This window comes from Mongoliimonas terrestris, assembly GCF_001927285.1.
Classification (GTDB): Bacteria; Pseudomonadota; Alphaproteobacteria; order Rhizobiales; family Pleomorphomonadaceae; genus Chthonobacter; species Chthonobacter terrestris.
In genome coordinates this window covers 385,967-408,124 of the sequence record NZ_MSIG01000003.1, presented here as the reverse complement: position 1 = coordinate 408,124, position 22,158 = coordinate 385,967, and the positions used below count along the sequence as shown (strand labels likewise).

At 70.7% G+C, this 22,158-nt stretch carries 21 protein-coding genes; 1 reads left to right on the top strand and 20 read right to left on the bottom strand.

Annotated features, from left to right (window positions below):
• Window positions 1-2 precede the first annotated feature (2 nt).
• The 18 genes from BUQ68_RS06375 to BUQ68_RS06290 all read right to left on the bottom strand — a co-directional run bounded on the left by BUQ68_RS06375 (window position 3) and on the right by BUQ68_RS06290 (window position 17,675).
• Window positions 3-1,622 (bottom strand): ABC transporter substrate-binding protein, encoded by a 1,620-nt coding sequence (locus BUQ68_RS06375; protein ID WP_075215081.1) that lies wholly within the window; start codon window positions 1,620-1,622, stop codon window positions 3-5.
• Between the two features lie 56 nt (window positions 1,623-1,678).
• Entirely contained in the window at window positions 1,679-2,599 is a 921-nt protein-coding gene (locus BUQ68_RS06370) for an ABC transporter permease (protein WP_075215080.1), read from the bottom strand.
• Window positions 2,600-2,605: 6 nt separating this feature from the next.
• Complete coding sequence (locus BUQ68_RS06365; protein ID WP_075215079.1) at window positions 2,606-3,490, bottom strand: ABC transporter permease; 885 nt, start codon at window positions 3,488-3,490, stop codon at window positions 2,606-2,608.
• Window positions 3,468-4,076 carry an ANTAR domain-containing response regulator gene (locus BUQ68_RS06360; protein WP_075215078.1) on the bottom strand — a complete coding sequence of 203 codons (609 nt, stop codon included), beginning with the start codon at window positions 4,074-4,076 and terminating at the stop codon, window positions 3,468-3,470. The genes BUQ68_RS06365 and BUQ68_RS06360 overlap by 23 nt, the downstream gene beginning before the upstream one ends.
• Window positions 4,073-5,167, bottom strand: a complete 1,095-nt coding sequence (locus BUQ68_RS06355; RefSeq protein WP_075215149.1) for a transporter substrate-binding protein — start codon at window positions 5,165-5,167, stop codon at window positions 4,073-4,075. The genes BUQ68_RS06360 and BUQ68_RS06355 overlap by 4 nt, the downstream gene beginning before the upstream one ends.
• A 268-nt stretch (window positions 5,168-5,435) precedes the next feature.
• Window positions 5,436-6,422: a glutathione S-transferase family protein gene (locus BUQ68_RS06350; RefSeq protein WP_075215077.1), complete on the bottom strand. Its 987-nt coding sequence runs from the start codon at window positions 6,420-6,422 to the stop codon at window positions 5,436-5,438.
• 76 nt (window positions 6,423-6,498) lie between these two features.
• Window positions 6,499-8,004: a tripartite tricarboxylate transporter permease gene (locus tag BUQ68_RS06345; RefSeq protein ID WP_075215076.1), complete on the bottom strand. Its 1,506-nt coding sequence runs from the start codon at window positions 8,002-8,004 to the stop codon at window positions 6,499-6,501.
• Between the two features lie 13 nt (window positions 8,005-8,017).
• Window positions 8,018-8,488, bottom strand: coding sequence for a tripartite tricarboxylate transporter TctB family protein (locus tag BUQ68_RS06340; protein WP_075215075.1), 471 nt, complete (start codon window positions 8,486-8,488; stop codon window positions 8,018-8,020).
• A 152-nt stretch (window positions 8,489-8,640) separates the two neighbouring features.
• The gene (locus BUQ68_RS06335; RefSeq protein WP_075215074.1) at window positions 8,641-9,615 is read right to left on the bottom strand and encodes a tripartite tricarboxylate transporter substrate-binding protein; all 975 of its coding nucleotides are present in this window, start codon (window positions 9,613-9,615) and stop codon (window positions 8,641-8,643) included.
• Window positions 9,616-9,817: 202 nt separating this feature from the next.
• A complete protein-coding gene (locus BUQ68_RS06330) occupies window positions 9,818-10,717 on the bottom strand; it encodes a Pnap_2097 family protein (RefSeq protein ID WP_075215073.1) in 900 nt (299 codons plus the stop codon).
• Between the two features lie 11 nt (window positions 10,718-10,728).
• The gene (locus tag BUQ68_RS06325) at window positions 10,729-12,003 is read right to left on the bottom strand and encodes an MSMEG_0569 family flavin-dependent oxidoreductase (RefSeq protein ID WP_075215072.1); all 1,275 of its coding nucleotides are present in this window, start codon (window positions 12,001-12,003) and stop codon (window positions 10,729-10,731) included.
• Window positions 12,004-12,008: 5 nt separating this feature from the next.
• Window positions 12,009-12,296 carry an MSMEG_0570 family nitrogen starvation response protein gene (locus tag BUQ68_RS06320; protein ID WP_075215071.1) on the bottom strand — a complete coding sequence of 96 codons (288 nt, stop codon included), beginning with the start codon at window positions 12,294-12,296 and terminating at the stop codon, window positions 12,009-12,011.
• Window positions 12,289-13,443: an MSMEG_0565 family glycosyltransferase gene (locus tag BUQ68_RS06315; RefSeq protein ID WP_075215070.1), complete on the bottom strand. Its 1,155-nt coding sequence runs from the start codon at window positions 13,441-13,443 to the stop codon at window positions 12,289-12,291. Before BUQ68_RS06315 ends, BUQ68_RS06320 begins: the two co-directional genes overlap by 8 nt.
• Window positions 13,440-14,420, bottom strand: a complete 981-nt coding sequence (locus tag BUQ68_RS06310; RefSeq protein ID WP_075215069.1) for a sll0787 family AIR synthase-like protein — start codon at window positions 14,418-14,420, stop codon at window positions 13,440-13,442. The genes BUQ68_RS06315 and BUQ68_RS06310 overlap by 4 nt, the downstream gene beginning before the upstream one ends.
• Entirely contained in the window at window positions 14,417-14,962 is a 546-nt protein-coding gene (locus BUQ68_RS06305) for an MSMEG_0567/Sll0786 family nitrogen starvation N-acetyltransferase (protein ID WP_095407290.1), read from the bottom strand. The genes BUQ68_RS06310 and BUQ68_RS06305 overlap by 4 nt, the downstream gene beginning before the upstream one ends.
• Window positions 14,959-16,083, bottom strand: a complete 1,125-nt coding sequence (locus tag BUQ68_RS06300) for an MSMEG_0568 family radical SAM protein (protein WP_075215068.1) — start codon at window positions 16,081-16,083, stop codon at window positions 14,959-14,961. The genes BUQ68_RS06305 and BUQ68_RS06300 overlap by 4 nt, the downstream gene beginning before the upstream one ends.
• Window positions 16,004-17,059: a Nit6803 family nitrilase gene (locus BUQ68_RS06295; RefSeq protein WP_075215067.1), complete on the bottom strand. Its 1,056-nt coding sequence runs from the start codon at window positions 17,057-17,059 to the stop codon at window positions 16,004-16,006. Before BUQ68_RS06295 ends, BUQ68_RS06300 begins: the two co-directional genes overlap by 80 nt.
• Before the next feature lie 133 nt (window positions 17,060-17,192).
• Window positions 17,193-17,675 (bottom strand): MSMEG_0572/Sll0783 family nitrogen starvation response protein, encoded by a 483-nt coding sequence (locus tag BUQ68_RS06290; RefSeq protein WP_075215066.1) that lies wholly within the window; start codon window positions 17,673-17,675, stop codon window positions 17,193-17,195.
• A gap of 317 nt (window positions 17,676-17,992) precedes the next feature.
• Between BUQ68_RS06290 and BUQ68_RS06285 the strand changes: the two genes are divergently transcribed.
• Window positions 17,993-19,375: an aminotransferase-like domain-containing protein gene (locus tag BUQ68_RS06285; RefSeq protein ID WP_075215065.1), complete on the top strand. Its 1,383-nt coding sequence runs from the start codon at window positions 17,993-17,995 to the stop codon at window positions 19,373-19,375.
• Window positions 19,376-19,631: 256 nt separating this feature from the next.
• Here the strand turns inward: BUQ68_RS06285 and uxuA are convergent, their stop codons facing one another.
• A complete protein-coding gene (gene uxuA, locus BUQ68_RS06280) occupies window positions 19,632-20,840 on the bottom strand; it encodes a mannonate dehydratase (RefSeq protein ID WP_075215064.1) in 1,209 nt (402 codons plus the stop codon).
• A gap of 39 nt (window positions 20,841-20,879) precedes the next feature.
• Window positions 20,880-22,157: a TRAP transporter large permease gene (locus tag BUQ68_RS06275; RefSeq protein ID WP_075215063.1), complete on the bottom strand. Its 1,278-nt coding sequence runs from the start codon at window positions 22,155-22,157 to the stop codon at window positions 20,880-20,882.
• Between the last annotated feature and the right edge of the window lies 1 nt (window position 22,158).

Genomic DNA, 22,158 nt, shown 5'->3' with positions numbered 1-22,158 from the left:
GATCACTTCACGTAGACGTAGTCGTAGTTGATCGGGATGGACACCGGATCGACGTAGAGCGCGTCGGCGCCGCCCATGCGCTCCGACTTCATGGTGTAGCGCTGCTCGTTGAAGACAGGCACCCACGGGGCGTCTTCCATGACACCCATGTAGACGTCGGACCAGAGCTTCATGCGGTCCGCCATTTTGGACGCATCGGTGATGCTGTCGGCCTCGGTCGCCTTGGCGTCGAGCGCCTCGTTGCAGTACTTGGACCAGTTCCAGCCGCCCTCGCCCGCCCCGGCGCAGCCGAGGATGGGGCCGTAGAAATTGGACGGATCCGGGAAGTCGGCGATCCAGGCCATGCCGCCGGACCACACCATGGGGGCCGTGCCGGCGCCGCCAGCCTCGATCACGTTGGCCTGGGCGAGCGACTGGATCGACGCCTTGACGCCGATGGCGGCCAGATCCTGCTGGATCGCCTGGGCGATGCGCGGGTTCGGGTCCGTGTTCATGACGTAGAGCTCGGTCTCGAAGCCGTCGGCAAGGCCGGCGTCGGCGAGGAGCTTCTTGGCGCCTTCCACGTCATAGGGAATGCCCGCGTAGCCCTCGGTATAGCCGGGCATGGACGGGGGCAGCGGCTGGGTCGCCGGCACGGCGCGGCCATTGATGATCTGGGTGATCCGCTCCTTGTTGATGGCCATGTTGATGGCCTTGCGGACCTCCGGCTTGTCGAGCGGTGGTAGCGTTACGTTCAGCGTGATGTAGCCGGTGTGTAGCTGCCCGCCCTCGACCACGCGCGCCGCCTGGGCCGGATCGCCCATCACCTCGACGAACTTCGCCGGCGGGATGCCGTCGCCGGGCACGTCGACCTCGCCGTTCTGGAGACGGAGGAGCGCGACGATCGGCTCCTGGCCGACCTCGAACACGACGCCGTCCAGATAGGGCACGCCCGCGCGCCAGTAGTCGGCGTTCTTCTCGAAGACGAGCTTCTGGCCGAGGGTCCACTCGGCGAGCTTGAAGGCGCCGGTGCCGACCGGCTGCTTGCCGAAGTCGCCATTGGCGGCGTCCACCGCCTCCTTGGGCACCACCGAGGCGAAGTTAAGCGCCATCACGTGGAGGAAGGTGGCGTCCGGCCGGGAGAGCTCGATCTTCACGGTGGTCGGGTCGACCACGGTGACGCCGGCGAGCGTGGTCGCCGAGCCGTCCATCATCTGGTCGAAGCCCTTGATGGAGCCGAAGAAGCCGGCGCCGGGCGACTGGGTGGCCGGCAAGGTGACGCGGTCGAGGGAGTATTTCACGTCCTCGGCGGTCATCTCGCGGCCGTTGTGGAATTTCACGCCGGTGCGCAGCTTGAAGGTGAAGGTCTGGCCGTCGTCGGAGATCTCGTAGCTCTCCGCAAGGCCGGGCCGGAGTTCGGTGGTGCCGGGGACATAGTCCATCAGGCCGTCGAACAGCGACTTGATCATCGACCAGTTCTGCCAGTCGTAGCCGATGGCCGGGTCGAGGGTCGCCACGTCGTCCTTGTAGGTGACCGTGATGGTGCCGCCGGCCTTGGCGGCCGGATCCGGCTGGTACTCCTGGGCGACGGCGGGAAGCGACAGCGCCAGGGCGATCGCGGTGGAGGCGAGCAGTCTTTTCATCTTGGGCTCCTGTCCTCTGGTTTTTATGACGCACACAGACGAGGCCCGGCGGCGGGTCAGCGCAGCCGGATCCGCGGATCGATCATGGGGGCGATGAGATCGGCGAGGAGGTTGCCGATCACGATGGCGCAGGCGGACACCAGGGTGACGCCCATGATGATGGGGATGTCGACGCGCTGGATCGCCTGCCAGGCGAGCTGGCCGATGCCCGGCCAGCCGAACACGCTTTCCACCACCACGATGCCGCCCATGAAGATGCCGATGTCGATGCCGATCATGGCGATCACCGGCAGGATGGCGTTGGGCAGCGCGTGGCGGAGCACCACCCGGCCGCGGCCGAGGCCCTTGGCCCGGGCGGTGCGGATGAAGTCGGCCCGGAGCACGTCGATCATGGACGAGCGCATCATGCGGGCGTACCAGCCGGAGCCGAGGATGCCGAGGGTGAGCGCCGGCAGCACCAGATGGGCGAAGGTGCCGTATCCGCCGATCGGGAACCACCGGAGCCAGACGGCGAAGACGTAGAGGAGGAGGAGGCCGACCACGAACTGGGGCGCCGAGACGGTGACGAAGGAGGTGGTCATCAGCACCTGGTCGGCGGCCCGGCCGCGCCAGAGCGCGGCGGCGATGCCCATGGCGAGGCCGAGCACCAGCTCGCACACGATCGCGCCCGCCATCAGGAGCAGCGTGGCCGGCAGGCGCGAGGCGATGAGGGCGGCGACCTCCGTCTTCTGCAGGTAGCTGCGGCCGAGGTCTCCCTGGATCAGGCCGAACAGGTAGCGGCCGTACTGGACGAGGAAGGGCTGGTCGAGGCCGAGCTGGCGGCGGATGCTCTCCACGGTGGCGGCCGTCGCCGAGCGGCCGGCGATCTGTCGCACCGGGTCCGCTGGCAGCACATAGAGAAGCACGAAGGTGATGAAGCTGACCCCGAGGAGGATCAGCGCCGACTGGACGAGGCGGCGGAGGAGATAGGGGCCCATGGCGGCTCAGTCCCTCCCGCGCTGGGTCGGGTCGAGCACGTCGCGGAGGGCGTCGCCGACGAGGTTGAAGGCGAGCGCCAGGAGGACGATGCAGGCGCCCGGGATGAAGACCAGCCAGGGGGCGGCCTGGAAGTACGTCTGGTTCTCGAAGATGATGTTGCCCCACGAGGGTGTCGGCGGCTGCACGCCGACGCCGAGATAGGAGAGCGTCGCTTCCAGGAGCACGGTGGTGGAGATGCCGAGCGTGCCCCAGACGATGATGGTTGGGACGAGGTGCGGCAGGATGTGGCGGAAGAGGATGCGGCCGTGGCCTGCGCCGAGGGTCTTCTCCGCGGCGATGAAGTCGCGCTCGGCGAGCGAGGTCGTCTCCGTGTAGATGACGCGCGCGGTCTGCACCCAGTTCACGAGCGCGATGACGAGCGCGACGATCCAGAGCGACGGCGTGAAGATCGCGGCCAGGCAGATGGCGAGGAGGAGCGCCGGGAAGGCCATCATCAGATCGGTGAAGCGCATCAGCACGGCGCCGACGATGCCCCGGAAATAACCGGCGGTGATGCCGACGAGGGTGCCGATGAGGAGCGCCATACCGTTCGCCACCACGCCGATGATGAGCGAGGTCTGCGCCCCGTAGAGGATGCGCGACAGGAGGTCCCGGCCGAGGAGGTCGGTGCCGAGCGGATAGGCGCCGCCGGGCGGCATGGGCGCGCCTTCCAGCGTCAGGCCGTCGAAATGCTGGGCGTTCGGGTCGTAGGGCGCGATGAGCGGAGCGAACACGGCGCCCGCCACCACGGCGACGATGAGAACGAGACCGAACAGCGCCAGCTTGCGCTGAAGGAGCCGGGCGAGCGCGCCCTTTGGGCGCACCGGATCAGCCGCGACCGCGCTGGCCATCCTGGTCCCTCCCCTCGGCGAAGCGGGCGACGATGCGGGCGGCGGCGTCTTCGAAGCTGACCCGCCAGGCCATGGCCATCTGGCGGAGCTGGGCATAGGCCTCGGCCTCCGACTTGCCGCGGGCGGCAAGGAGCGTGACGGCGCGCACGACCGTCTGCCGCTCGTCCATGCGGCGCTTCAGGTCGGCGATCTCGGCGGAGAGCGCGCGCTCCGCGTCGAAGGCGGCGCGGGCGATGAGGAGCGCCGAATAGGCGCCGTTGTCGCCGACCGGCTTCAGGAGATGGGCGTGGGCGCCGGCCTTCAGCGACCATTCCACCCGGCCCGGCGCCTCCGAGCCGATGAGGGCGACGAGCGGCATGGGCGCCGCGCCGGACGCCCAGGGGAACTGGCCGTCGTAGCCCATGTCGGCGTCGAAGAAGACGAAGTCGGCGGCGAGCGCGTGGGCGGGCAGCTCGCTCCAGCACTCCTGCACCTCCAGGCCGATGGCGGTGAGCTGGCGGGCGAGCGCCTGCACGGTCGGGTGCGGCCGGTGCAGGATGAAGGCGAGCGCGCCGCCAAGGTTGTGGGTGCGGATCGGCCGCTTCATGAGACGACTCGCAAGGTGGGGGTGGCGGCCGCGGGCGCGCGGGACCGGGTGAGATAGGGGTCACCCGCCACCTCGCCGAGGTGCTGGATGACGTGGAAGACGCCGCCGCGCACCTCCGCGATGACAACCGGCAAGGTGGTGTGGTGGGTCTCCGGATCGATGACGCCGTCCTGGCCGGCGGGGCTCTTCAGTAGGTCCGTCAGGCTTTCCGCCTCGGCGCCGGGCCGGTGGGCGAGAAGGCGGGCGAGTTGGCGCACGGCGGCGAAGGCCGCCGCCTCGAACGAACTGCCGAAGTTGCCCGCGCCCGGCCAGCCGGTGACGCCGCGGAAATAAGGGCCGGCGGCGATCAGGCCCTCCGCCCGGGCGCCGAGGGCGGGGAATTCGCACTCGGTCATGTTGCAGGAGAGCACCGGACAGCGGTCCGGCCGGAAGTGGGGATCGTCGCGGCCGAGCGCCTGGTAGGCGGCGAGGAAGGCGTAGGACGACGGGCCGATCAGCGAATTGAGGATGAAGTCCGGCCGGGTGAAGCGGATCTCCTCCACCATGCGGTCCACGTCCACCGAGCCCATGGGCAGGTAGCGCTCGGCGAGGATCTCGCCGCCGGCGGCCGTGACGGTCTCGCGGGCGAGCCGGTTCAGCTCCCAGCCCCAGATGTAGTTGGAGGCGACCAGGGTGGCGCGCCGGCCGTGGCTGCGGAGCGCCCAGTCGAGCAGCGGCAGGAGGTGCTGGTTCGGGCAGGCGTGGGTGTAGACCACGTGGTCGGAGGCCTCGAAGCCCTCGTAGGGCACCGCGTACCAGAGGGTGCCGCCGAACTTCTCCACGGTGGGGATCACCTCCTTGCGGCTCCAGGAGGTGACGCAGCCGACCACATGGCGGGCGCCGGTGTCGCGCAGGATGTCGGCGCAGAGGGGGCCGTAGTGGTCCACGTTGCCGCCGGGGTCGCGCTCCACCGGCACGAAGGAGATGTCGAGATCCGGGTCGGCGTTGACCATGGCCATGGCCGACAAGGCGCCGGTGCGGCACGCCTCCGACATGAGGGCGTACGGTCCGGACCGGGAATAAAGGAGGCCGAGTTCGATCCGACGCTTCATGATGCTCGACAACGTCCAATGTTCATACACGAAAGCCGGGATCGGACCTGGCCGAATACGAAAAGCCCCGCCACAGTCTGCTTGCGAAGACTGTGGGCAGGGCTCTGATGCCGATCCCGGTTCTGCGGGTGATGTGGGAGGCACGTTAGCCGATCAGGGGGGCCAGTCAAGCCCGGCAGGGCATTTCTTGCGCAGGTGCGGCGCGTTGCCTCTTTTGCGTGCAGATGCTCGCGGCCCTGGTGCATCCCGCGCCAGGGCCGGGGCGAATTCACCCGGCCGAAAGCGCCTCCCGGCCGTGCGGGGCGTGCCAGTCCTCGATCGGGCCGGCGGGGACGATGCCGGTGGGGTTGATGGTGCCGTGGCTCTCGTAATAGTGGCCCTTGATGTGGGCGAAATCGACCGTGCCGGCGACGCCGGGGGTCTGGTAGAGGTCGCGGGCGTAGGCGGAGAGCGCCGGGTATTCGCGAAGGGTGCGGAGGTTGCACTTGAAGTGGCCGACGTAGACCGCGTCGAAGCGCACGAGCGTGGTGAAGAGGCGGATGTCCGCCTCGGTCAGCCGGTCGCCGCAGAGATAGCGCCGGTCGGCGAGGTGGGCGTCGAGGAAATCCAGGGTTTCGAACAGCGGGTAGACCGCCTCCTCGTAGGCGGCCTGGGTGGTGGCGAAGCCCGCCTTGTAGACGCCGTTGTTGACCCGGTCGTAGATGCGGGCGTTGAGGGCGTCGATGTCGCCCCGAAGGTCCGGCGGGTAGAAGTCGCCCGGCGCGGCGCCGATGCCGTCGAAGGCGGCGCCGAGCATGCGGATGATGTCGGCGGATTCGTTGGAGACGATGGTGCCGGTCCGACGGTCCCAGAGCACCGGCACGGTGACGCGCCCGGTGTAGTCGGACCTTGCGGCGGTGTAGACCTGATGGAGGCGGGTGGCGCCGTGGATCGGGTCCGGGACGACGCCGGGGCCGGGCTCGAAGGTCCAGCCTTCCGCGCCCATCAGCCAGTTCACCACCGAGACCGAGATGGCGTCCTCCAGGCCTTTCAGGGCGCGCACGATGAGGGTGCGGTGCGCCCACGGGCAGGCGAGCGAGACGTAGAGGTGGTAGCGGCCGGGCTCGGCCTTGAAGCCGCCCTCCCCGGTCGGGCCGGGCGCGCCGTCGGCGGTGACCCAGTTGCGGAAGCCGCTCTCCTGGCGCACGAAGCGGCCCTTGGAGGCCTTGGTGTCATACCAGACGTCCTGCCAGACGCCGTCCACGAGCAGTCCCATCCGATCCTCCGAACCCTTGTCGTCCGCGCCGCCGGAGGGGTAACCGCCGCGCGCCCGCCCGGTTGCGGGGGCGCGGTCAGTCCTCCTCCACGAACACCTCGTCCCGGCGCTTGCGCACGCTCGGCAGCACGGCGATGACCACCGCGGCGACCGCGAGCAGGAGTAGTGTCGCCGAGATGGGCCGCTCCAGGAAGATCATCGGGTCGCCACGCGAGATGATCATGGCGCGCCGCAGGTGTTCTTCAAGGAGCGGGCCGAGCACGAAGCCGAGGAGCAGCGGCGCCGGCTCGCAGCCGAACTTCACGAGCGCGTAGCCGAGGATGCCGAAGGCCACGATGGCATAGATGTCGAAGGCATTGAGGTTGATGGAATAGCAGCCGATCGCCGCGAAGGCGATGATGGCCGGGAAGAGCACGCCGTAGGGAATGGTGAGGAGGCGCACCCAGAGGCCGATCAGCGGCAGGTTGAGGAGGACCAGCATCAGGTTGCCGACCCACATGGAGACGATGATGCCCCAGAAGAGCGCCGGCTCGTCGCGGACCACGTTCGGGCCGGGGGTGATGCCCTGGATGATGAAGGCGCCGACCATCAGGGCCATCACCGGGTGGGCCGGGATCCCGAGGGTGAGGAGCGGGATGAAGGAGGTCTGCGCCGCCGCGTTGTTGGCGGACTCCGGCCCTGCGACGCCCTCGATGGCGCCCTTGCCGAAGGTCTCCGGATGCTTGGAGACGCGCTTCTCCATGGCGTAGGAGGCAAAGGACGAGAGGATGTGGCCGCCGCCCGGCAGGACGCCGAGCACCGAGCCGAGCGCGGTGCCGCGCACCACGGGGCCGGCGATGCGGCGGAAATCGGCGGCGGTGAGCCAGAGGTTCTTCACCTCCTTGACCAGCACCGTGCGGGTGGATTCGTGCTCCAGGTTCCGGAGGATCTCGGCGACGCCGAAGATGCCGACCGCCACGGACACGAAGTTGATGCCCGAATAGAGCTCGAAATAGCCGAAGGTGAAGCGCGGCGTGCCGGAATAGAGGTCCTGTCCGACGAGGCCGAGCAGGAGCCCGAGCACGATCATGGCGAGCGCCTTCAGCATCGACCCGTGGGCGAGCGCGATGGAGGCGAGAAGGCCGAGCACGATCAGCGAGAAGTATTCCGGCGCGCCGAAGTTGAGCGCCACGCGGGCGAGCGGCGGGGCGGCGAGCGCCAGGATCAGGGTCGCCACGGTGCCGGCGAAGAAGGAGCCGAGCGCCGCGGTGGCGAGCGCCGGGCCGGCGCGGCCGTCGACCGCCATCTTGTAGCCGTCGATGGCGGTGACGGCGGAGGAGGATTCGCCCGGCAGGTTGATCAGGATGGCGGTGGTGGAGCCGCCGTACTGGGCGCCGTAGTAGATGCCCGCCAGCATGATGAGGGAGGTGACCGGTTCCAGCGCGAAGGTCACCGGCAGGAGCATGGCGATGGTGGCCGTGGGGCCGATGCCCGGCAGCACGCCGACCAGCGTTCCAAGCAGCGTGCCGAGGAAGCAGTAGAGCAGGTTGACGGGGCTGAGAGCGGTGGCAAAGCCCAGTTGCAGACTGGAGAGGAGGTCCATCAGCGCGCCTTCTTCAGAATGCCAGCCAGCGGCCGACGAGCGGCAGGGGGACGCCGAGCCCGACGATGAACACCAGGATGCAGAAGGCCGTGATGCCGGCCGCAAGGACCGCCGCCCGAACCGGCGAGGTTCGCCGGCTGGCGAGTGCGGCGAGGAGCACGGTGAGGAAGACCGCCGGCGCGAAGCCGAGCCCGCGCACGCCGACGCCGAAGAGCACGAGGGCGCCGAGGACGAGGACGGCGGCGCGAAGCGGCACGGTCGGCCCGATGCCGCCGGCGGTCTCGTCGGTCGCCATGAAGGCCTTGACGAGGACGGCGGCGCCGAGAAGCACGAGGGTGCCGGCAAGGACGAGGGGGAAGTAGCCCGGCCCCATGCGGAAGGCGGTGCCGAGCTGGTAGCCGAGCGAGGCGGTGCCGAATGCAAGGCCCGCGGCGACGAAGATCACCCCGGCGCCCGCATCGGCGAGCGAAATGCGTCTGTCCATGAGGATCGGTTCCGTCGACCGTGAGACGACCAAGGGGGATGAGAGGGCGGCCGTGGGGCCGCCCTTCCCGTGCGAGGTCCGTCCGCCATGGGACCGGCGCGGGCGGTCGGCTGACGCCGACGCGGCCCGCTCCGGCCATCAGGCGGGCGCGGTCAGTCGGCGAACTGGCCGGCTTCCTGGATGATCGGGCGCCAGAGCTCGATCTGGGCGGCCAGATGGTCGCGGTGCGCGGCCGGGGTGGCCTCGGCCGCATCGACCGGCGCGGTGCCGAGTTCGGCGAAGCGCGACACCACGTTCGGGTCCTTCAGCGCGGCCTGGAGGGCGGCCGACAGCTTCTCGATCGCCGCGTCCGGGGTGCCGGCCGGGGCGTAGAGCCCGTGCCAGACGCCGACCTGGAATTCCGGCAGGCCGGCCTCGGTGGTGGTCGGCACCTCCGGCAGGGCGTCGAGCCGCTCCGGGGTGGTGACCGCGTAGGCCTTCACCTCGCCGCCGAGGATCTGCCCGGTGGTGTTGGTGGTCTGGTCGCACATGAAGTCGACCTGACCGCCGAGGAGGTCGGTCATGGCCGGGCCGGTGCCCTGGTAGGGCACGGTGGTGAGCGGCGTGTCGATCGCCTTCATCAGGAGCATGCCGCAGAGATGCGACGCCGCGCCGATGCCGGCGTTGGCGTAGGTCACCGTGTCCTTGTTGGCCTTCACGTACTCGACCAGCTCCTGGAAGGTGCCGGGCTCGAAGTCCTTGCGGGCGATTACGGTCATCGGCACGTTGGTGACGAGGCCGATGGTGGAGAAGGCTTCCAGCGGCTGGAACGGCAGGTTGCGGTAGAGCGTCGGCGCCGTGGACATGCCGATGTGATGCATCAGGATGGTGTAGCCGTCCGCCTCCGCGTTCGCCACCTGGGTCGCCGCCAGGGTGCCGCCGGCGCCGCCGACGTTCTGCACCACGATCTGCTGGCCGAGCTCCTTGCTCATGGGCTCGGCGATGAGCCGGGTGACCGTGTCCGTCGGGCCGCCGGCCGCGAACGGGACGACGATGGTCACCGGGCCGGTGGGATAGCTGTCCTGCGCGAACGCCGGACCGGCGATGAGGACCGATGCGGCCAGCATGAGGCGTTGAGCCAGATGCATTGTGTGTCTCCTCCCTGGGCACGAAGCTTTTTTGTGCGTTTGCCCCCCTGGGATCCCTGAGAGATCAGGCACCCCGGACCGACCATACAAGGAGCCGCGACCGCATACCAGCGCAACCGCCGCATGTGTGGTGGGTCGGAGCCGGGCTCATGGGAACGGTGACGGAACCGCCGGAAACGGTGGGGACGAAGCGCGCCTTCGGTCAGGCGCCCTTCGCCGACGGCGCTCGGTCCGTGATGACCGTGGCGAGCGGGCGGCCGGTGGCGGCGTGGGCGATGGCGAGGTGGACGCGCGTCAACGGCCCATCCGCCGGCGTGCCGGCGAGGACGACGGCGAGCGGCTCGCCCGGGTCCACGTTGCCGTGGAAGGCGATGCGGCGCGCCGCCAGCGGCCGTTCGGCGGTCGGGCGCGAGAGCGCCCACTCGGCGCGCTCGGCGAAGGCCATGTAGGCGGCGAAATAGAGGAAGTCGGCGCCGTTGAAGTCGAGCGTCGGACAGGGGTGGACGGTGAGGCCCGGCGCCGCCGGATCGAGGGGCGCGGGCGACCGGAGCGGGAGGAGCGCGGCCTCGTGGGCGGCGACGTCCGGGTCCGCCGCCGCATCGGCGCCGACCGGCGGCAGGCCCGGCACCTCCGTGCGGACCACGTGGGTGTTGCGCCCGGCGGTGGTCCGCCGGACGAAGACGGACGTCATGGCGACGGCGCCGACCGGGCGGCCCATGACGGTGAGCCGGTGGTGGCTGACGAAGCGGGTGCGCGACAGGCGGACGAGGCGGGACGCGATGGCGAGCGGGTCGTGCTCCCGGCAGGTGGCAAAGCCCGCCGCGTCCACCGTCACGCCGGAGAAGGCGGCGTAGATGGGCGCGCCGTCCGGATCGCGAAAGGCCGGGACGGCCAGGCCCGCGCTCTCGGCGAGGAGATACCAGTGCCGGTGGCCGCATTCCTTGAGGAGCCAGTGCTCCGACAGCATGCCGGCCGCCAGATGCGGCATGCCGAGGACGACGGTCTGCGGCAGCCGGCGCGGCCGGGCCGGCACGGTCTTCAGCCGGCCGGCTAGGTCGCTCGTCAGCCGGCGTGCTTCGTCGAACCAGACGAGCCGTGTCATGGGGAGGCGCCTCAGCCGGCGGCCCGGAAGGCCGGCACCTGGCGCATCAGCGCCAGGTGGGCGACGATCCGGTCCTTCAGATAGGCGGCATCGCGGCCGACGCCGACGAAGCGGCCGGAGCCCCAGGTGTGCAGCCAGGGCAGGCCGAGGGTGTAGACGCCTGGAAGCGCCGTGACGCCCCGCGCGTGGGTGGGGTAGCCGTTGCCGTCGAAGAGCGGCAGGTCGACCCACGACCAGTCGGGCCGGAAGCCGGTGCACCAGACGACGGACGTGATGCCGGCCGCCACCGGGTCGAGCGTCGGCTCGAACGGGCCGGGCCGCCAGACGGGTTCGTAGCGGGACGGCGGCGGGGCGAGAAGATCAGCCTCGGCGATGTGCTTGTCGATGAGGCCGCAGATGCCGTTGTAGACCGCGTCGGCGCCGTCGAGGTTGGCCGCAAGGTCATCGCGGAAATGGATGCGGCCGCCGCTCACCGTCTCCATCCGGCCGTGGAGGCGCATGCCCTCCAGGGCGAACTTGCGGAGATCGATGTCGCGCCCGCCGCCCCGGCCGGTGAGATAGTGGTTGGCCTTGCGGCGCACCTTCTCCTTCAGGGGGTGTTCGGTGACCGGCAGGTCGTACTGGCCGAGGTCGGCGAGCCAGTCGACGGCGTCGCGCCCGCGATAGACGCGCGGGCAGCGGGGCGCGCTGCCGACGACGAGGTGGACGGTGCGGCCGGCAAGGTGCAGGTCCTCGGCGATCTGGCAGCCGGACTGGCCGGAGCCGACCACCAGGACGGCGCCGGGGGGCAGCTGGTCCGGGTTCTTGTAGGCGGCGGAGTGGACCTGCACGATCGCCTCCGGCAGGCGCTCGCCGGCGCGCGGCACGAAGGGCGTGTGGTAGCCGCCGACGGCGAGGACGACCGCGTCGGCGGTGGTGACGCCCTCGGCGGTCTCCAGCACGTAGCGCTCGCCGGACCGCGACAGGCGGTCGATGCCGAGGCCCTCGCGGACGGGCGCGCCGATGCGGGCGGCGTAACCCTCCACATAGGCGACGATCTCGTCCTTCAGCATGAAGCCGTTCGGGTCGGTGCCCGGATAGGGATGGCCCGGCAGCTGGCACTGCCAGTTGGGGGTGACGAGACAGAAGCTGTCCCAGCGCTGGTCGCGCCAGGCGTGGGCGACCCGGTGCCGTTCGAAGATCACGTGGTCGATGCCGCTCTCCTTGAGGTGGTAGCTCATGGAGAGGCCGGCCTGGCCGCCGCCGATCACGGCGACCGGGACGTGGCGGGAGGGGGATGCGGTCATCGGGGTCAGTCCTCGAAGGCTAGGATCGCCACGGCGGCGTCCGGGTCGGACGCGAAGCCGGCGGCGGCGGTCTCGATGCGGGCGAGCTGGCCGAGGGCGCGGGAACAGGGGACGCCGTACTTCGCCCGCACCCGCTCGCTGGCGATGCCGAGGGCGGTGCGGCTGCGGTCGAGGAAGTCGGCGAGCGGATAGGTCTCGCCGACGGCCATGTGCTCGCGGATGACGAGGGACGGCGAGTAGCAGCTCTCCGCCTGCCCGTCGGGCCAGCGGACGGTGAAACGCATCTCAGGCATGGACGGCCTCCGTGAGGGCGGCATAGGCGGGCAGGTGGGCGCGGGCGACGGCGGCCCAGTCGTGGTCGGCGGCGATGCGAAGGCCGCGGGCGGCAAGGCCGGCGGCGCGGTAGCCGTCGAGCGCGAGGCCGACGGCGCCGGCGATGGAGGCGGGATCCTCCGGGTCGCACCAGGCGACGTCCGCCTCGCCGCAGTATTCGGTGAAGGGCGCGATGCGGCTGAGCACCACCGGGCAGGCGCTCGCCATGGCCTCCAGGACGACGAGGCCGAAGCCCTCCTTGACGGACGGGAAGACGAGGGCGTCGGCGATCCGGTAGAGCGACGGCATGTCGGCGTCCGGCACCGGGCCGAGGCGAAGGACGGCGCCCTCCGGCAGGCCAGACGCCGCGAGAGCCGCCGCGAAGGCGGCCTGGTAGGCGTCGTGGTCGAGGAGGGAGGCGCCGCCGGCGATGACGAGGCGGGCGGTCGGGTGGGCGGCGCGGACGAGGACGAAGGCGTCGAGGATGCGGCGCGTGTTCTTCCGCGCCTCCACGCCGCCGACGGCGAGGAGCAGCGGACCGGGGCCGGCAAGGCCGTGGCGGGCGCGGACGAGCCGGTCGTGCGGGTCGGGGGACGACCGGTAGCGGTGCATGTCGACGCCGTTGCCGACGCGGTCGGCGGCGATGCCGTGCTCGGCGGCAAGGATCCGCTGCCAGAGCCGGCTCACCACCAGATGGCGGTCGGGCGTGACGAGGGCGCGGGTCTGGAGGGCGGCAAGGCGCGGGTCCGCGAAGGCGTCCACGTGGTGGACGGTGCGGACGAAGCCGGCAATCAGGCCGCGGTCCTTCAAAGTCGCGAGCGCGTTGGCCGAGATGCCGTCGCCGGCGTGGAAGACGTCGAACCGGCGGTGGGCCGGGTCCTCGAACCAGCGGACATAGTCGGCGGCGCGGGTCTCCACCATGTCGGCAACGTCGCGGCCGACCGGCGAAGCCGGCACGGACACGGTGGCGCAGCGGGTGGGGCGGAAGAAGCCCTGGCCGGACGGGTCCGGCGCGTGCACCACCGCCTCGATGCCGGCGTCGGTGAGCGCGTCGGCGAGCGCCAGCGCGTGGACGACGCCGCCGCGCGGGTTGGTGGAGTGGGCGAGGAGGGCGACGCGGAGGGTCATGGCGCTCCTTTCGCGGGGGCGCAGCCGATGAGCGGTTCCAGGGCGAAATCCCAGACCGTGCGACGGGGGCCGGCGGCGGCGATGTCGACGCGCCTGCCGGGCTCGAAGGCGCCGACGTCGGCGGCGACGATGTCGCGTTCGGCGAAGCGGGCGATCACCGCGGGGGCGTCGGTGGGCGAGGCGGCGAGGAGATAGCCGTAGCTCGGGAAGGACTGGAGCCAGCGCTCCAGGGGAACGCCCGCCGGCACGGGCACGGCGTCGAGGTGAAGGACGGCGCCGACGCCGGAGGCTTCGGCGAACATCATCAAGGTGCCGACGAGACCGCCCTGGCTGATGTCCTTGGCGGCGACCGAGAGGCCGGCCTCGGCGATCTCCGGCAGGAGGGCGAGGTCGGCGCGGAGGCGCTCGGGCGGCGCGTCGGTAGCGGCTTCCCAGTTGGAGAAGGGCTCGCGGTAGCGGCCGCGATGGTCGACGGCGGCGATCAGGCGGTCGCCAGGCCGGGCGTCGAACGAGGTGAGCAGGCGGCGGGCCCGGCCGAGGACGGCGACGGCGAGCTGGCCGCGGTCGGTGGAGAGGTTGGAGTGGCCGCCGACGATGGGCACGCCGTAGCGCGCGCTCGCGGCGGCAAGGCCGTCCAGCACCGGCCGGGCGCCGTCCTCGCCGGGAGCCCAGACGGCGTCCACCACGGCAAGCGGCCGGCCGCCCATGGCGGCGATGTCGGAGAGGTTGACCATGACGCCGCACCAGCCGGCGAACCAGGGGTCGCGCTCCACGAAGGCGTTCATGAAGCCCTCGATGGCGAGGAGCAGATAGCCGTCGCCGTCCGGGATGGCCGCGCAGTCGTCGCCGACCGGTACGGCGGCCGCGGCATCGAGGCCGAGGCGCGCCGCCACGCGGGCGATGTCCCGCTTGGCGACGACGCCGGCACCGGCCCTCAGCCGGTCCGCCAAGGCGTCGACGGCACCTGGATCCATCATCCGCCGGGTCTCCGCAGAAGCGAGAGGAAGCCGACCTCCGGATCGGCGATCGGCGGGTAGTAGGCGAGATCGGCTTCCATGAAATGGTGCGGCCGGCCGTGGATGGCGGTCTCCTCCAGGGTGGTCCAGCGCAGGCGCCGGAACAGCGGCGCGTTCTGGCTCTGCACGTGGGCGAAGAAGCGCCGGCAGCCGCGCGCGTGGGCGGACGAGACGGCCAGGCGGATCAGCGACGAGCCGAGGAGGCCGACCTTGCGGTAGGGTTCGGCGACCGCAAGGCGCGAGCCCCACCAGACGCCGGGCTCCGCCTCGTGGATGCGCACGGTGCCGACCACCTCGTGCGGCGTGACCGCGACGCTGGAGACGGCCACGATCGGCACGGCGACGTCGTCCACCGCGTCGCGGTCGTGGCCCACAAACAGGCTCTGCTCCACGCAGAAGACCTGACGGCGGAGCGCCGCGGCGGCGGCGAACTCCCAGGGGCGGGTGGCGAACTTGATGCGGTATTCGGCGGGCAGAAAGGCCGAGACGGGTTCGATGATCACGCCGCGCCCTCCCGCTCGTAGGTGGAGAGCGCCGAGCAGGCGCCGCACTTGCCGCAGCCGGCCTTGATGTCGGTGGACTTGAGGCCGCCGGCCCGCAGCATGGCGGCGAGCGGCTTCAGGATCTCGTGCATGAAGCCCGGCGCCGGGGTCGGGTGGCTTTCCAGCGGCGTCCCGGAGATGGGCACGAAGGGCACCACGAAGGGGTAGACGCCGAGGGCGATCAGCCGCTCGGACATGGCGAGGATGGCCTCGCGGGTGTCGCCGAGGCCAGCGAGGATGTAGGTGGACACCTGGCCGCGGCCGAACACCGGCACGGCGGCGGCGAAGGCCTCCATGTAGCGCTCCACGCTCACCTCCGCCTTGCCGGGCATGATGGCCTTGCGGACCTCCGGCGTGACGGCTTCCAGGTGCATGCCGAGGGCGTCGACGCCGGCGTCCTTCATCCGGGCGAACCAGGCGTCGGTGTCCGGCGGCTCGCACTGGGCCTGGATCGGCAGGTCGACGGCGGCCTTCACGGCGGCGGCGCTCTCGGCGAGGATGGCGGCGCCGCGGTCGCGGGTCGGCGGGGTGCCGGTGGTCATCACCATGTGCTTGACGCCGTCGAGCCGGACGGCGGCCTCGGCCACCTCGGCGAGTTGCGCGGGGGTCTTGCGCTCCACCGTCCGGCCGGCGGCGAGCGACTGGCCGATGGCGCAGAACTGGCATGTCTTGGTGCGGCTCTGGTAGCGGATGCAGGTCTGCAGCACGGTGGTGGCGAGCACGTCGGCCCCGTGCAGGACGGCGATCTTGGAATAGGGAATGCCGTCGGCGGTCTTCAGGCCATAGAAGGCGGGCTGCAGGGGGAAGGTGACCTCGCCGAGCACGAGGTCGTCGCGGCGCACCCGGCTGCGGCCGAAGGCGTCGGGCTTTTCGACGAGGTACGGGCTCTCGAAGGCCGGCGCGGTGTGTACCGGCACCATGACGGTCATGCCGTCGATGGTCATGGCCTTGTGGTCGGACGGCCCTGCCCCGCCGCGGCGGCTGTCGGCGCCGGCCTTCGGGTCAACGAGACGGACCCCGTAGGACTGCAACTCGTTGATGAGCTGTTCCGGGGGGAGCGCGGTCGGCAGCGTCGGCTTCATCGGCGTCGTGTCCGGGAAGGGGAATGGGAAGGGGGGCGGCGTCGGTGGCGACGCTGAGCGGCGCGGCGGGCCGGTTGTCGAGGGTGAGCGACAGAAGCTCCGGCCGGGCGTAATGACCGACGGAGTCCATCATGCGCTTGCGCTTGACGATGAAGGCCATGTCGAGGTCGGCGACGAGGATGCCCTCGCCGGTGGTCAGCGGCGGCACCACGTGGGCGCCTTCCGGCGACACGATGGCGGTCATGCAGCCGCCGGTGAGCGCCCGCTGAAGCTTGGGGTCCGGCGTCACCGAGGCGATCTGCTCGTCGGTGAGCCAGCCGGTGGCATTGATGACGAAGCAGCCGGATTCCAGGGCGTGGTGGCGGATGGTCACCTCGATCTGGTCGGCGAAGATCGGCCCGACCAGGGAGCCGGGGAACTGGGCGACGTGGATCTCCTCGTGCTGCGCCATCAGGGCGTAGCGGGCGAGCGGGTTGTAGTGCTCCCAACAGGCGAGCGCGCCGACGCGGCCGACGGCGGTGTCCACCACCGCAAGGCCGGCGCCGTCGCCCTGGCCCCAGATCATGCGCTCGTGGAAGGTGGGCGTGATCTTGCGCCGCTTCAGCACGATCGAGCCGTCGCGGTCGAACACGAGCTGGGTGTTGTAGAGCGAGCCGTGGTCGCGCTCGTTGACGCCGAGCACCACCACGAGGCCGTGGCGGCGGGCCGCGGCGCCGACCGCTTCGGTGACCGGGCCGGGCACCGCGACCGCGTGCTCGTAGAGCCGGATGTGCTCGGCCCCGGAGAGGACCGGCGGCAGAACGAAGGAGAAATAGGGGTACCAGGGGACGAAGGTCTCCGGGAACACGACGATCGCGGCGCCCTTGCCGGCGGCCTCGTCGATGGCGTTGAGGACGCGGACGAGCGTGCCGGCTCCGTCGGTCAGATCGGGCGCGATCTGGACGGCGGCGGCGCGGACGATGCGTTTTTCGGCCATGGCGCTCTCCTTTCGGGCCGGGACCTCGCCGGCCCGGCACCTGGCACTGCCCTTGCTAATCCCCTTGGGAGGGTCGGCGAGCCCCAGGCCGCGACGACGGATGCGCCGCCGCGGCCTTTGGGCGGTCGAGCGGTCAGACCGTCCAGGTGTGGAGCTGGAAGGCGTTGTCGCGGCGGTGGATCAGCACCAGGTCGAGCACGTCGAGCGGGTTGATCGGGCGGATGCCCTCGATGAGGGACGGCTCGCCGTGGCCGTAGAGGGCCTGGAGCGCGAAGCGGCAGGCGTAGACCTTGCCGCCCTCGGACATGAACTTCATCAGCTGGTTGTTGAAGTTCTGCGCGCCCGGGAAGGCCTCGTCGCCGATGGTGGGGAAGCCGCGTTGGATGCCGAGGGTGACGCCGGGGCCGTAGAGCAGGATGGATGTCTCGAAGCCCTTGCGCAGCAGGCGCAACGCCTGGAGGATGTTGACGAGGCCGATGGAGCCTTCGAAGGCGACGGTGTGGAAGGTGACGAGGGCCTTTTCGCCCGGTTCGGCCTTCACGTCCTCGAAGACCTTCTCCTCGTAGTCGACGAAGAAGTCGCCCTTCTTGTGCATCGGCGTGGTCACGGCAGGCATGGTGCTCTCCTCAGGTGTCTTTCGGCGGCCCATTCCGGCCGTCCGTGGCTCCGAGGACGTCGCAAACTACGTGCCAACACTGATATCCAATCAATCCATACAGTCTGGACCCATTTTCCAGTCAGATATGCAGTCAATCATGGCTGGTCGCGGTCTGTGACGCGGTCACGGACCGGTTGCCGGATGGCGTGAAACTGGGCGATTGGTGCCTTTTTCTTTAGCGATGCTCCGGTTTTCAGAGGCAGCGCGCGGGTGGACAAGCCATCGTCCGGTGATACAGTCAATTTGATTGGACGGGCGCAAGCACGGGACGGGGCATGGGTGAGTGGACGCCGGATCTGAGCGCTAGCGACAAGCCGCGCTACCTCGCCATCGCGGACATCATCGACGCCGACGTGAGGAGCGGCCGGCTGGCGCCCGGCGACCGGCTGCCGCCCCAGCGCAAGCTGGCGATCCGGCTCGGCATCGACTTCACCACGGTGGCGCGCGGCTATGTGGAGGCGCAGAAGCGCGGGCTGATCGAATCCCGCGTCGGCCAGGGCAGCTATGTGCGCGCCGCCGAGCCGCGCGCGCCGACGGCCCTCACGCGCCGGTCCAACCCGGTGGACCTCTCCATGAACCTGCCGCCGGAGCCGGACGACCCGGCGCTCCTGGAGCGGATGCGGGCGGGCCTTCAGGAGATCGGCGGCGACCTGGTGGCGCTGTTGCGCTACCAGGGGTTCGGCGGCAGCCCGGCGGACAAGGACGCCGCCTCCAACTGGCTCGGCCGGCGGGCGCTGGTGCCCTCGCAGGACCGGCTGTTCGTGACCCCCGGCGCCCATCCGGCCATCCTCGCCATCCTGTGCACCGTGGCGGAGACCGGCGACGCCATCCTCTGCGAGGACCTGACCTATCCGGGCCTTCGCGCGCTCGCCGCCCAGATCGGCCTTCGCACCATCGGCCTGCCGATGGACGACGAGGGCATCGACCCGGACGCCCTGCAGGCGGCCTGCGTGCGGGAGAAGCCGAAGGCGCTCTACCTCAACCCGACGCTCCTCAACCCGACCACCGTGACCATTCCGGAGAAGCGGCGCGCGGCGATCGCCCAGATCGCCCGCCGCCACCGGCTGCCGATCATCGAGGACGACGCCTACGGCTTCATCCCGCAGCACGGGCCGCCGCCGTTCGCCGCCATCGCGCCGGACATCACCTGGCACATCGCGGGGCTTGCCAAGTGCGTGGGCGCGGGTCTGCGGATCGCCTATGTGGTGACGCCGGAGGTGAAGGCCGGCTGGTCCTTCGCGCCGGTGATCCGGGCGGCCTGCGTGATGGCCTCGCCCGTGACCGCCGCGCTCGCCACGCGCTGGATCGAGGACGGCACGGCGGACGCCATCCTGCGCTTCGTGCGCACCGAGACGCTGGCGCGGCAGAAGCTGGCGATGGAGATCCTGCCGGCGGGAAGCGTCCGGTCCGACCCGCTCGGCTTCCATCTCTGGGCAAGCCTGCCGGAGCCCTGGACGCGCTCCGCCTTCGTCAGCCAGATGCGCGGCACCGGCATCGGCGTGGTGGCGAGCGACGCCTTCGCGGTGGGGCCGCTACCGCCGGAGGCGGTGCGCGTCTGCCTCGGCGGCACCGCCGACCGGGGCGGCGTGCGCCGGGCGCTGGAATTCATGGCCCACCTGCTCGCCACCCGGCCGGAAGCGGCTTCGGGGATTTTGTGAAGGTTCGGAGGGAGGGGGCTTCTTTCCGCTGCGACCGGTCGGCGGTCTTCATCCTTCCCCTCAGGGGAAGGTGGCCCGAAGGGCCGGAAGGGGTTGTCTTTTTCTTGCGTCTTGGCAGTGCGGAAAGGAAACGCACAATCCCATCGAAAAAGACGACCCCTCCCCCGGCCTCCGGCCGGACCCTCCCCTGAGGGGAGGGATCAGATGGAGCTTCAGATGCCTGGCTGGACCCGTGAGGAGAAGAACCGCCTGCGCCTCAGGCGAGGGCTCCCGCAGTGAGCGCCCGTTCCACACCGCGCAGTTCCGCGAGGCCCTTCAGGCGGCCGATGGCGGGGTAGCCGGGCTGGGCGCCGCGGGCGAGGTCGTCGAGGATGTCCTGGCCGTGGTCGGGCCGCATGGGGATGACGGCATCAAGCCGGCCCTCGGCTCGCCTTCGGGCCTCCTCGGCGAGGAGGGCCGCGACGATCGCCACCATGCGGCCGTCGCCCTCCAGGTGCTCGTCCTCGAAGAAGGAGCAGGGCACGGTCTCGGCCTCGCGCCGCACGGTGCGCAGGTGCGCGAAGTGGATGTGCGGTCCGAGCCGGCGGACCATGCCGAGGAGGTCGTTGTCGGGACGCGCGCCGAGCGAGCCGGTGCAGAAGGTGACGCCGTGCGCCGGGCTCGGGACCGCGTCGAGAACGGCCCGGTAGTCGGCCTCCGTCGACATGATGCGCGGCAGCCCCATGATGGGGAACGGCGGATCGTCCGGGTGGCAGCAGAGGCGAAGGCCGAGGCGCTCGGCCGTGGGCACCACCTCGGCGAGGAAGTCGACCATATGGCGGCGGAGGCGATCCGCGTCGATCTCCGCGTAGCGGGCGAGCTCGGCCCTGAGGCCGTCGAGCCCGCCGGTCTCGGCGGCGCCCGGCAGGCCGGCGTTGACGCTGCCGGAAAGCCGCGCCCGGTCGGCGTCGCTCATGGCTTTGAAGCGGCGGGCGGCGGTCTCCACGAGGTCGGGCGGATAGTCCTCCGCGGCGCCGGCGCGGGCGAGCAGGTGGATGTCGAAAACGGCGAAGTCGACGAGGTCGAACCGCATGGTGGTGCCGCCGTGGGCGACCCGCCAGGCAAGGTCCGTGCGCGTCCAGTCGAGCACCGGCATGAAGTTGTAGCAGATCACCGTGAGGCCGGCCTCGGCCAGATGACGAAGCGACGTGCGATAGGCGTCGAGGTGGGCGCGCCAGTCGCCGGTCTGGGTCTTGATGGCCTCCGACACCGGCAGGCTCTCCACCACCTCCCAGGCAAGGCCGCTCGGTGCGCCGTCCGCCGTGGTGGCGACCTCCGCCTGCCGGCGGCGGATCGCCTCCGGCGTCCACACCGCGCCGGTCGGCACGTGATGGAGCGCCGACACGATCCCCTCGGCGCCGGCCTGCCGCGCGTCGGCGATGGACACCTTGTCCACCGGTCCGAACCACCGCCACGTGTGCCTCATCTGAACCCCCGTTGATCCTCGGTTTCGATCCGCATCCCGTCAGCCGAACGCAAGGTTCGGCAGCCACAGCACCAGTCCCGGCAGGAACAGGAGGGCCGTGATCAGCGCCACGATGGCGGCGATGAAGGGGATGGATTCGATGCTGTACTCTTCGATGCTGACGTCCATCAGCGAGCAGACGGCGAACATGGCCGGGCCGCTCGGCCAGGTCATGCCGCCGAGCGTGACGATGCTCATCATCAGGATGCCGAAGTGGACCGGGTCCATGCCGATCGTCTTGATGATGGGCACGAAGATCGGCGTCAGCAGCAGCACCATGACGGTGCTCTCCAGCGCCAGACCGGCGATCAGGAGGAAGACCAGGATGACGAGCACGATCATGTTCGGGTCGGTGATGCCGGTGAGCATCCACGTGGCGAGGTTCTGCGGCACCTGCATGTAGATGACCGCGAAGCCGATCATGCCGCTCATCAGGATGATGAGCATGATGAGGCCGACGTCGGTGGCCGCCTGCACGAAGCTGGTCCAGACCTTCGCGAAGGTCAGCTCCCGGTGGGCGAGGAAGCCGACCGCGAGGGCGTAGACCACCGCGAAGGCGCCGACCTCCGAGGGTGTGAACACGCCGCCGCGGATGGCCAGCACCAGGGCCACGGGGAAGAGCAGCGCCCACTTGGCGTTCCAGGCGGCGGCGCCGAGGGCGGCGGCGGTCGGCTTCGGCTGGTCGGTGACCACGTAGCCGCGCCGGCGGGCGATGACGTAGGTGGTGAGCATCAGGACGAGCATCATCAGGATGCCCGGGATGATGCCGGCGAGGAAGAGACGGCCGATCGAGACGTTGCCCACGTAGCCGTAGAGGATGAGGCCGATGGAGGGCGGGATGGTGGCGGTGATCAGCGAGCCGACCGCGATGGCGGCGGCGGAGAAGCCCTTGCCGTAGCCCTTGGCGATCATGGTGGGGCCGAGGATGCGCGCCTCCATGGCGGCGTCGGCGACGGCGGAGCCGGACACGCCGCCCATCAGGGTGGAGAGCACGATGGCCACCTGGGCGAGCCCGCCGGACATCCAGCCGACCGCCACCAGCGACACCTTGAGCAGGCGGTCGGTGATGCCGCTCTCGTTCATCAGGTGGCCGGCGAGCACGAAGAAGGGCACGGCCAGAAGCGGGAAGCTCTGGCTCATGGCGGCGATCTTCTGCACGCCGATGGACATGGGCATGCCCGCCTCGAACACGAAGAAGACGAAGCCCGCGATGCCGGTGGCGAAGGCGACCGGCATGCCGATCGCCATGAGGACGACGAACACGATGGCGATCAGCATG

Excerpts from the sequence above, each read along its gene's own strand:
- BUQ68_RS06375 (WP_075215081.1), bottom strand. The coding sequence starts at position 1,622 with ATGAAAAGACTGCTCGCCTCCACCGCGATCGCCCTGGCGCTGTCGCTT.
- BUQ68_RS06370 (WP_075215080.1), bottom strand. The coding sequence starts at position 2,599 with ATGGGCCCCTATCTCCTCCGCCGCCTCGTCCAGTCGGCGCTGATCCTC.
- BUQ68_RS06365 (WP_075215079.1), bottom strand. The coding sequence starts at position 3,490 with ATGGCCAGCGCGGTCGCGGCTGATCCGGTGCGCCCAAAGGGCGCGCTC.
- BUQ68_RS06360 (WP_075215078.1), bottom strand. The coding sequence starts at position 4,076 with ATGAAGCGGCCGATCCGCACCCACAACCTTGGCGGCGCGCTCGCCTTC.
- BUQ68_RS06355 (WP_075215149.1), bottom strand. The coding sequence starts at position 5,167 with ATGAAGCGTCGGATCGAACTCGGCCTCCTTTATTCCCGGTCCGGACCG.
- BUQ68_RS06350 (WP_075215077.1), bottom strand. The coding sequence starts at position 6,422 with ATGGGACTGCTCGTGGACGGCGTCTGGCAGGACGTCTGGTATGACACC.
- BUQ68_RS06345 (WP_075215076.1), bottom strand. The coding sequence starts at position 8,004 with ATGGACCTCCTCTCCAGTCTGCAACTGGGCTTTGCCACCGCTCTCAGC.
- BUQ68_RS06340 (WP_075215075.1), bottom strand. The coding sequence starts at position 8,488 with ATGGACAGACGCATTTCGCTCGCCGATGCGGGCGCCGGGGTGATCTTC.
- BUQ68_RS06335 (WP_075215074.1), bottom strand. The coding sequence starts at position 9,615 with ATGCATCTGGCTCAACGCCTCATGCTGGCCGCATCGGTCCTCATCGCC.
- BUQ68_RS06330 (WP_075215073.1), bottom strand. The coding sequence starts at position 10,717 with ATGACACGGCTCGTCTGGTTCGACGAAGCACGCCGGCTGACGAGCGAC.
- BUQ68_RS06325 (WP_075215072.1), bottom strand. The coding sequence starts at position 12,003 with ATGACCGCATCCCCCTCCCGCCACGTCCCGGTCGCCGTGATCGGCGGC.
- BUQ68_RS06320 (WP_075215071.1), bottom strand. The coding sequence starts at position 12,296 with ATGCCTGAGATGCGTTTCACCGTCCGCTGGCCCGACGGGCAGGCGGAG.
- BUQ68_RS06315 (WP_075215070.1), bottom strand. The coding sequence starts at position 13,443 with ATGACCCTCCGCGTCGCCCTCCTCGCCCACTCCACCAACCCGCGCGGC.
- BUQ68_RS06310 (WP_075215069.1), bottom strand. The coding sequence starts at position 14,420 with ATGATGGATCCAGGTGCCGTCGACGCCTTGGCGGACCGGCTGAGGGCC.
- BUQ68_RS06300 (WP_075215068.1), bottom strand. The coding sequence starts at position 16,083 with ATGAAGCCGACGCTGCCGACCGCGCTCCCCCCGGAACAGCTCATCAAC.
- BUQ68_RS06295 (WP_075215067.1), bottom strand. The coding sequence starts at position 17,059 with ATGGCCGAAAAACGCATCGTCCGCGCCGCCGCCGTCCAGATCGCGCCC.
- BUQ68_RS06290 (WP_075215066.1), bottom strand. The coding sequence starts at position 17,675 with ATGCCTGCCGTGACCACGCCGATGCACAAGAAGGGCGACTTCTTCGTC.
- BUQ68_RS06285 (WP_075215065.1), top strand. The coding sequence starts at position 17,993 with ATGGGTGAGTGGACGCCGGATCTGAGCGCTAGCGACAAGCCGCGCTAC.
- uxuA (WP_075215064.1), bottom strand. The coding sequence starts at position 20,840 with ATGAGGCACACGTGGCGGTGGTTCGGACCGGTGGACAAGGTGTCCATC.
- BUQ68_RS06275 (WP_075215063.1), bottom strand. The coding sequence starts at position 22,157 with ATGCTGATCGCCATCGTGTTCGTCGTCCTCATGGCGATCGGCATGCCG.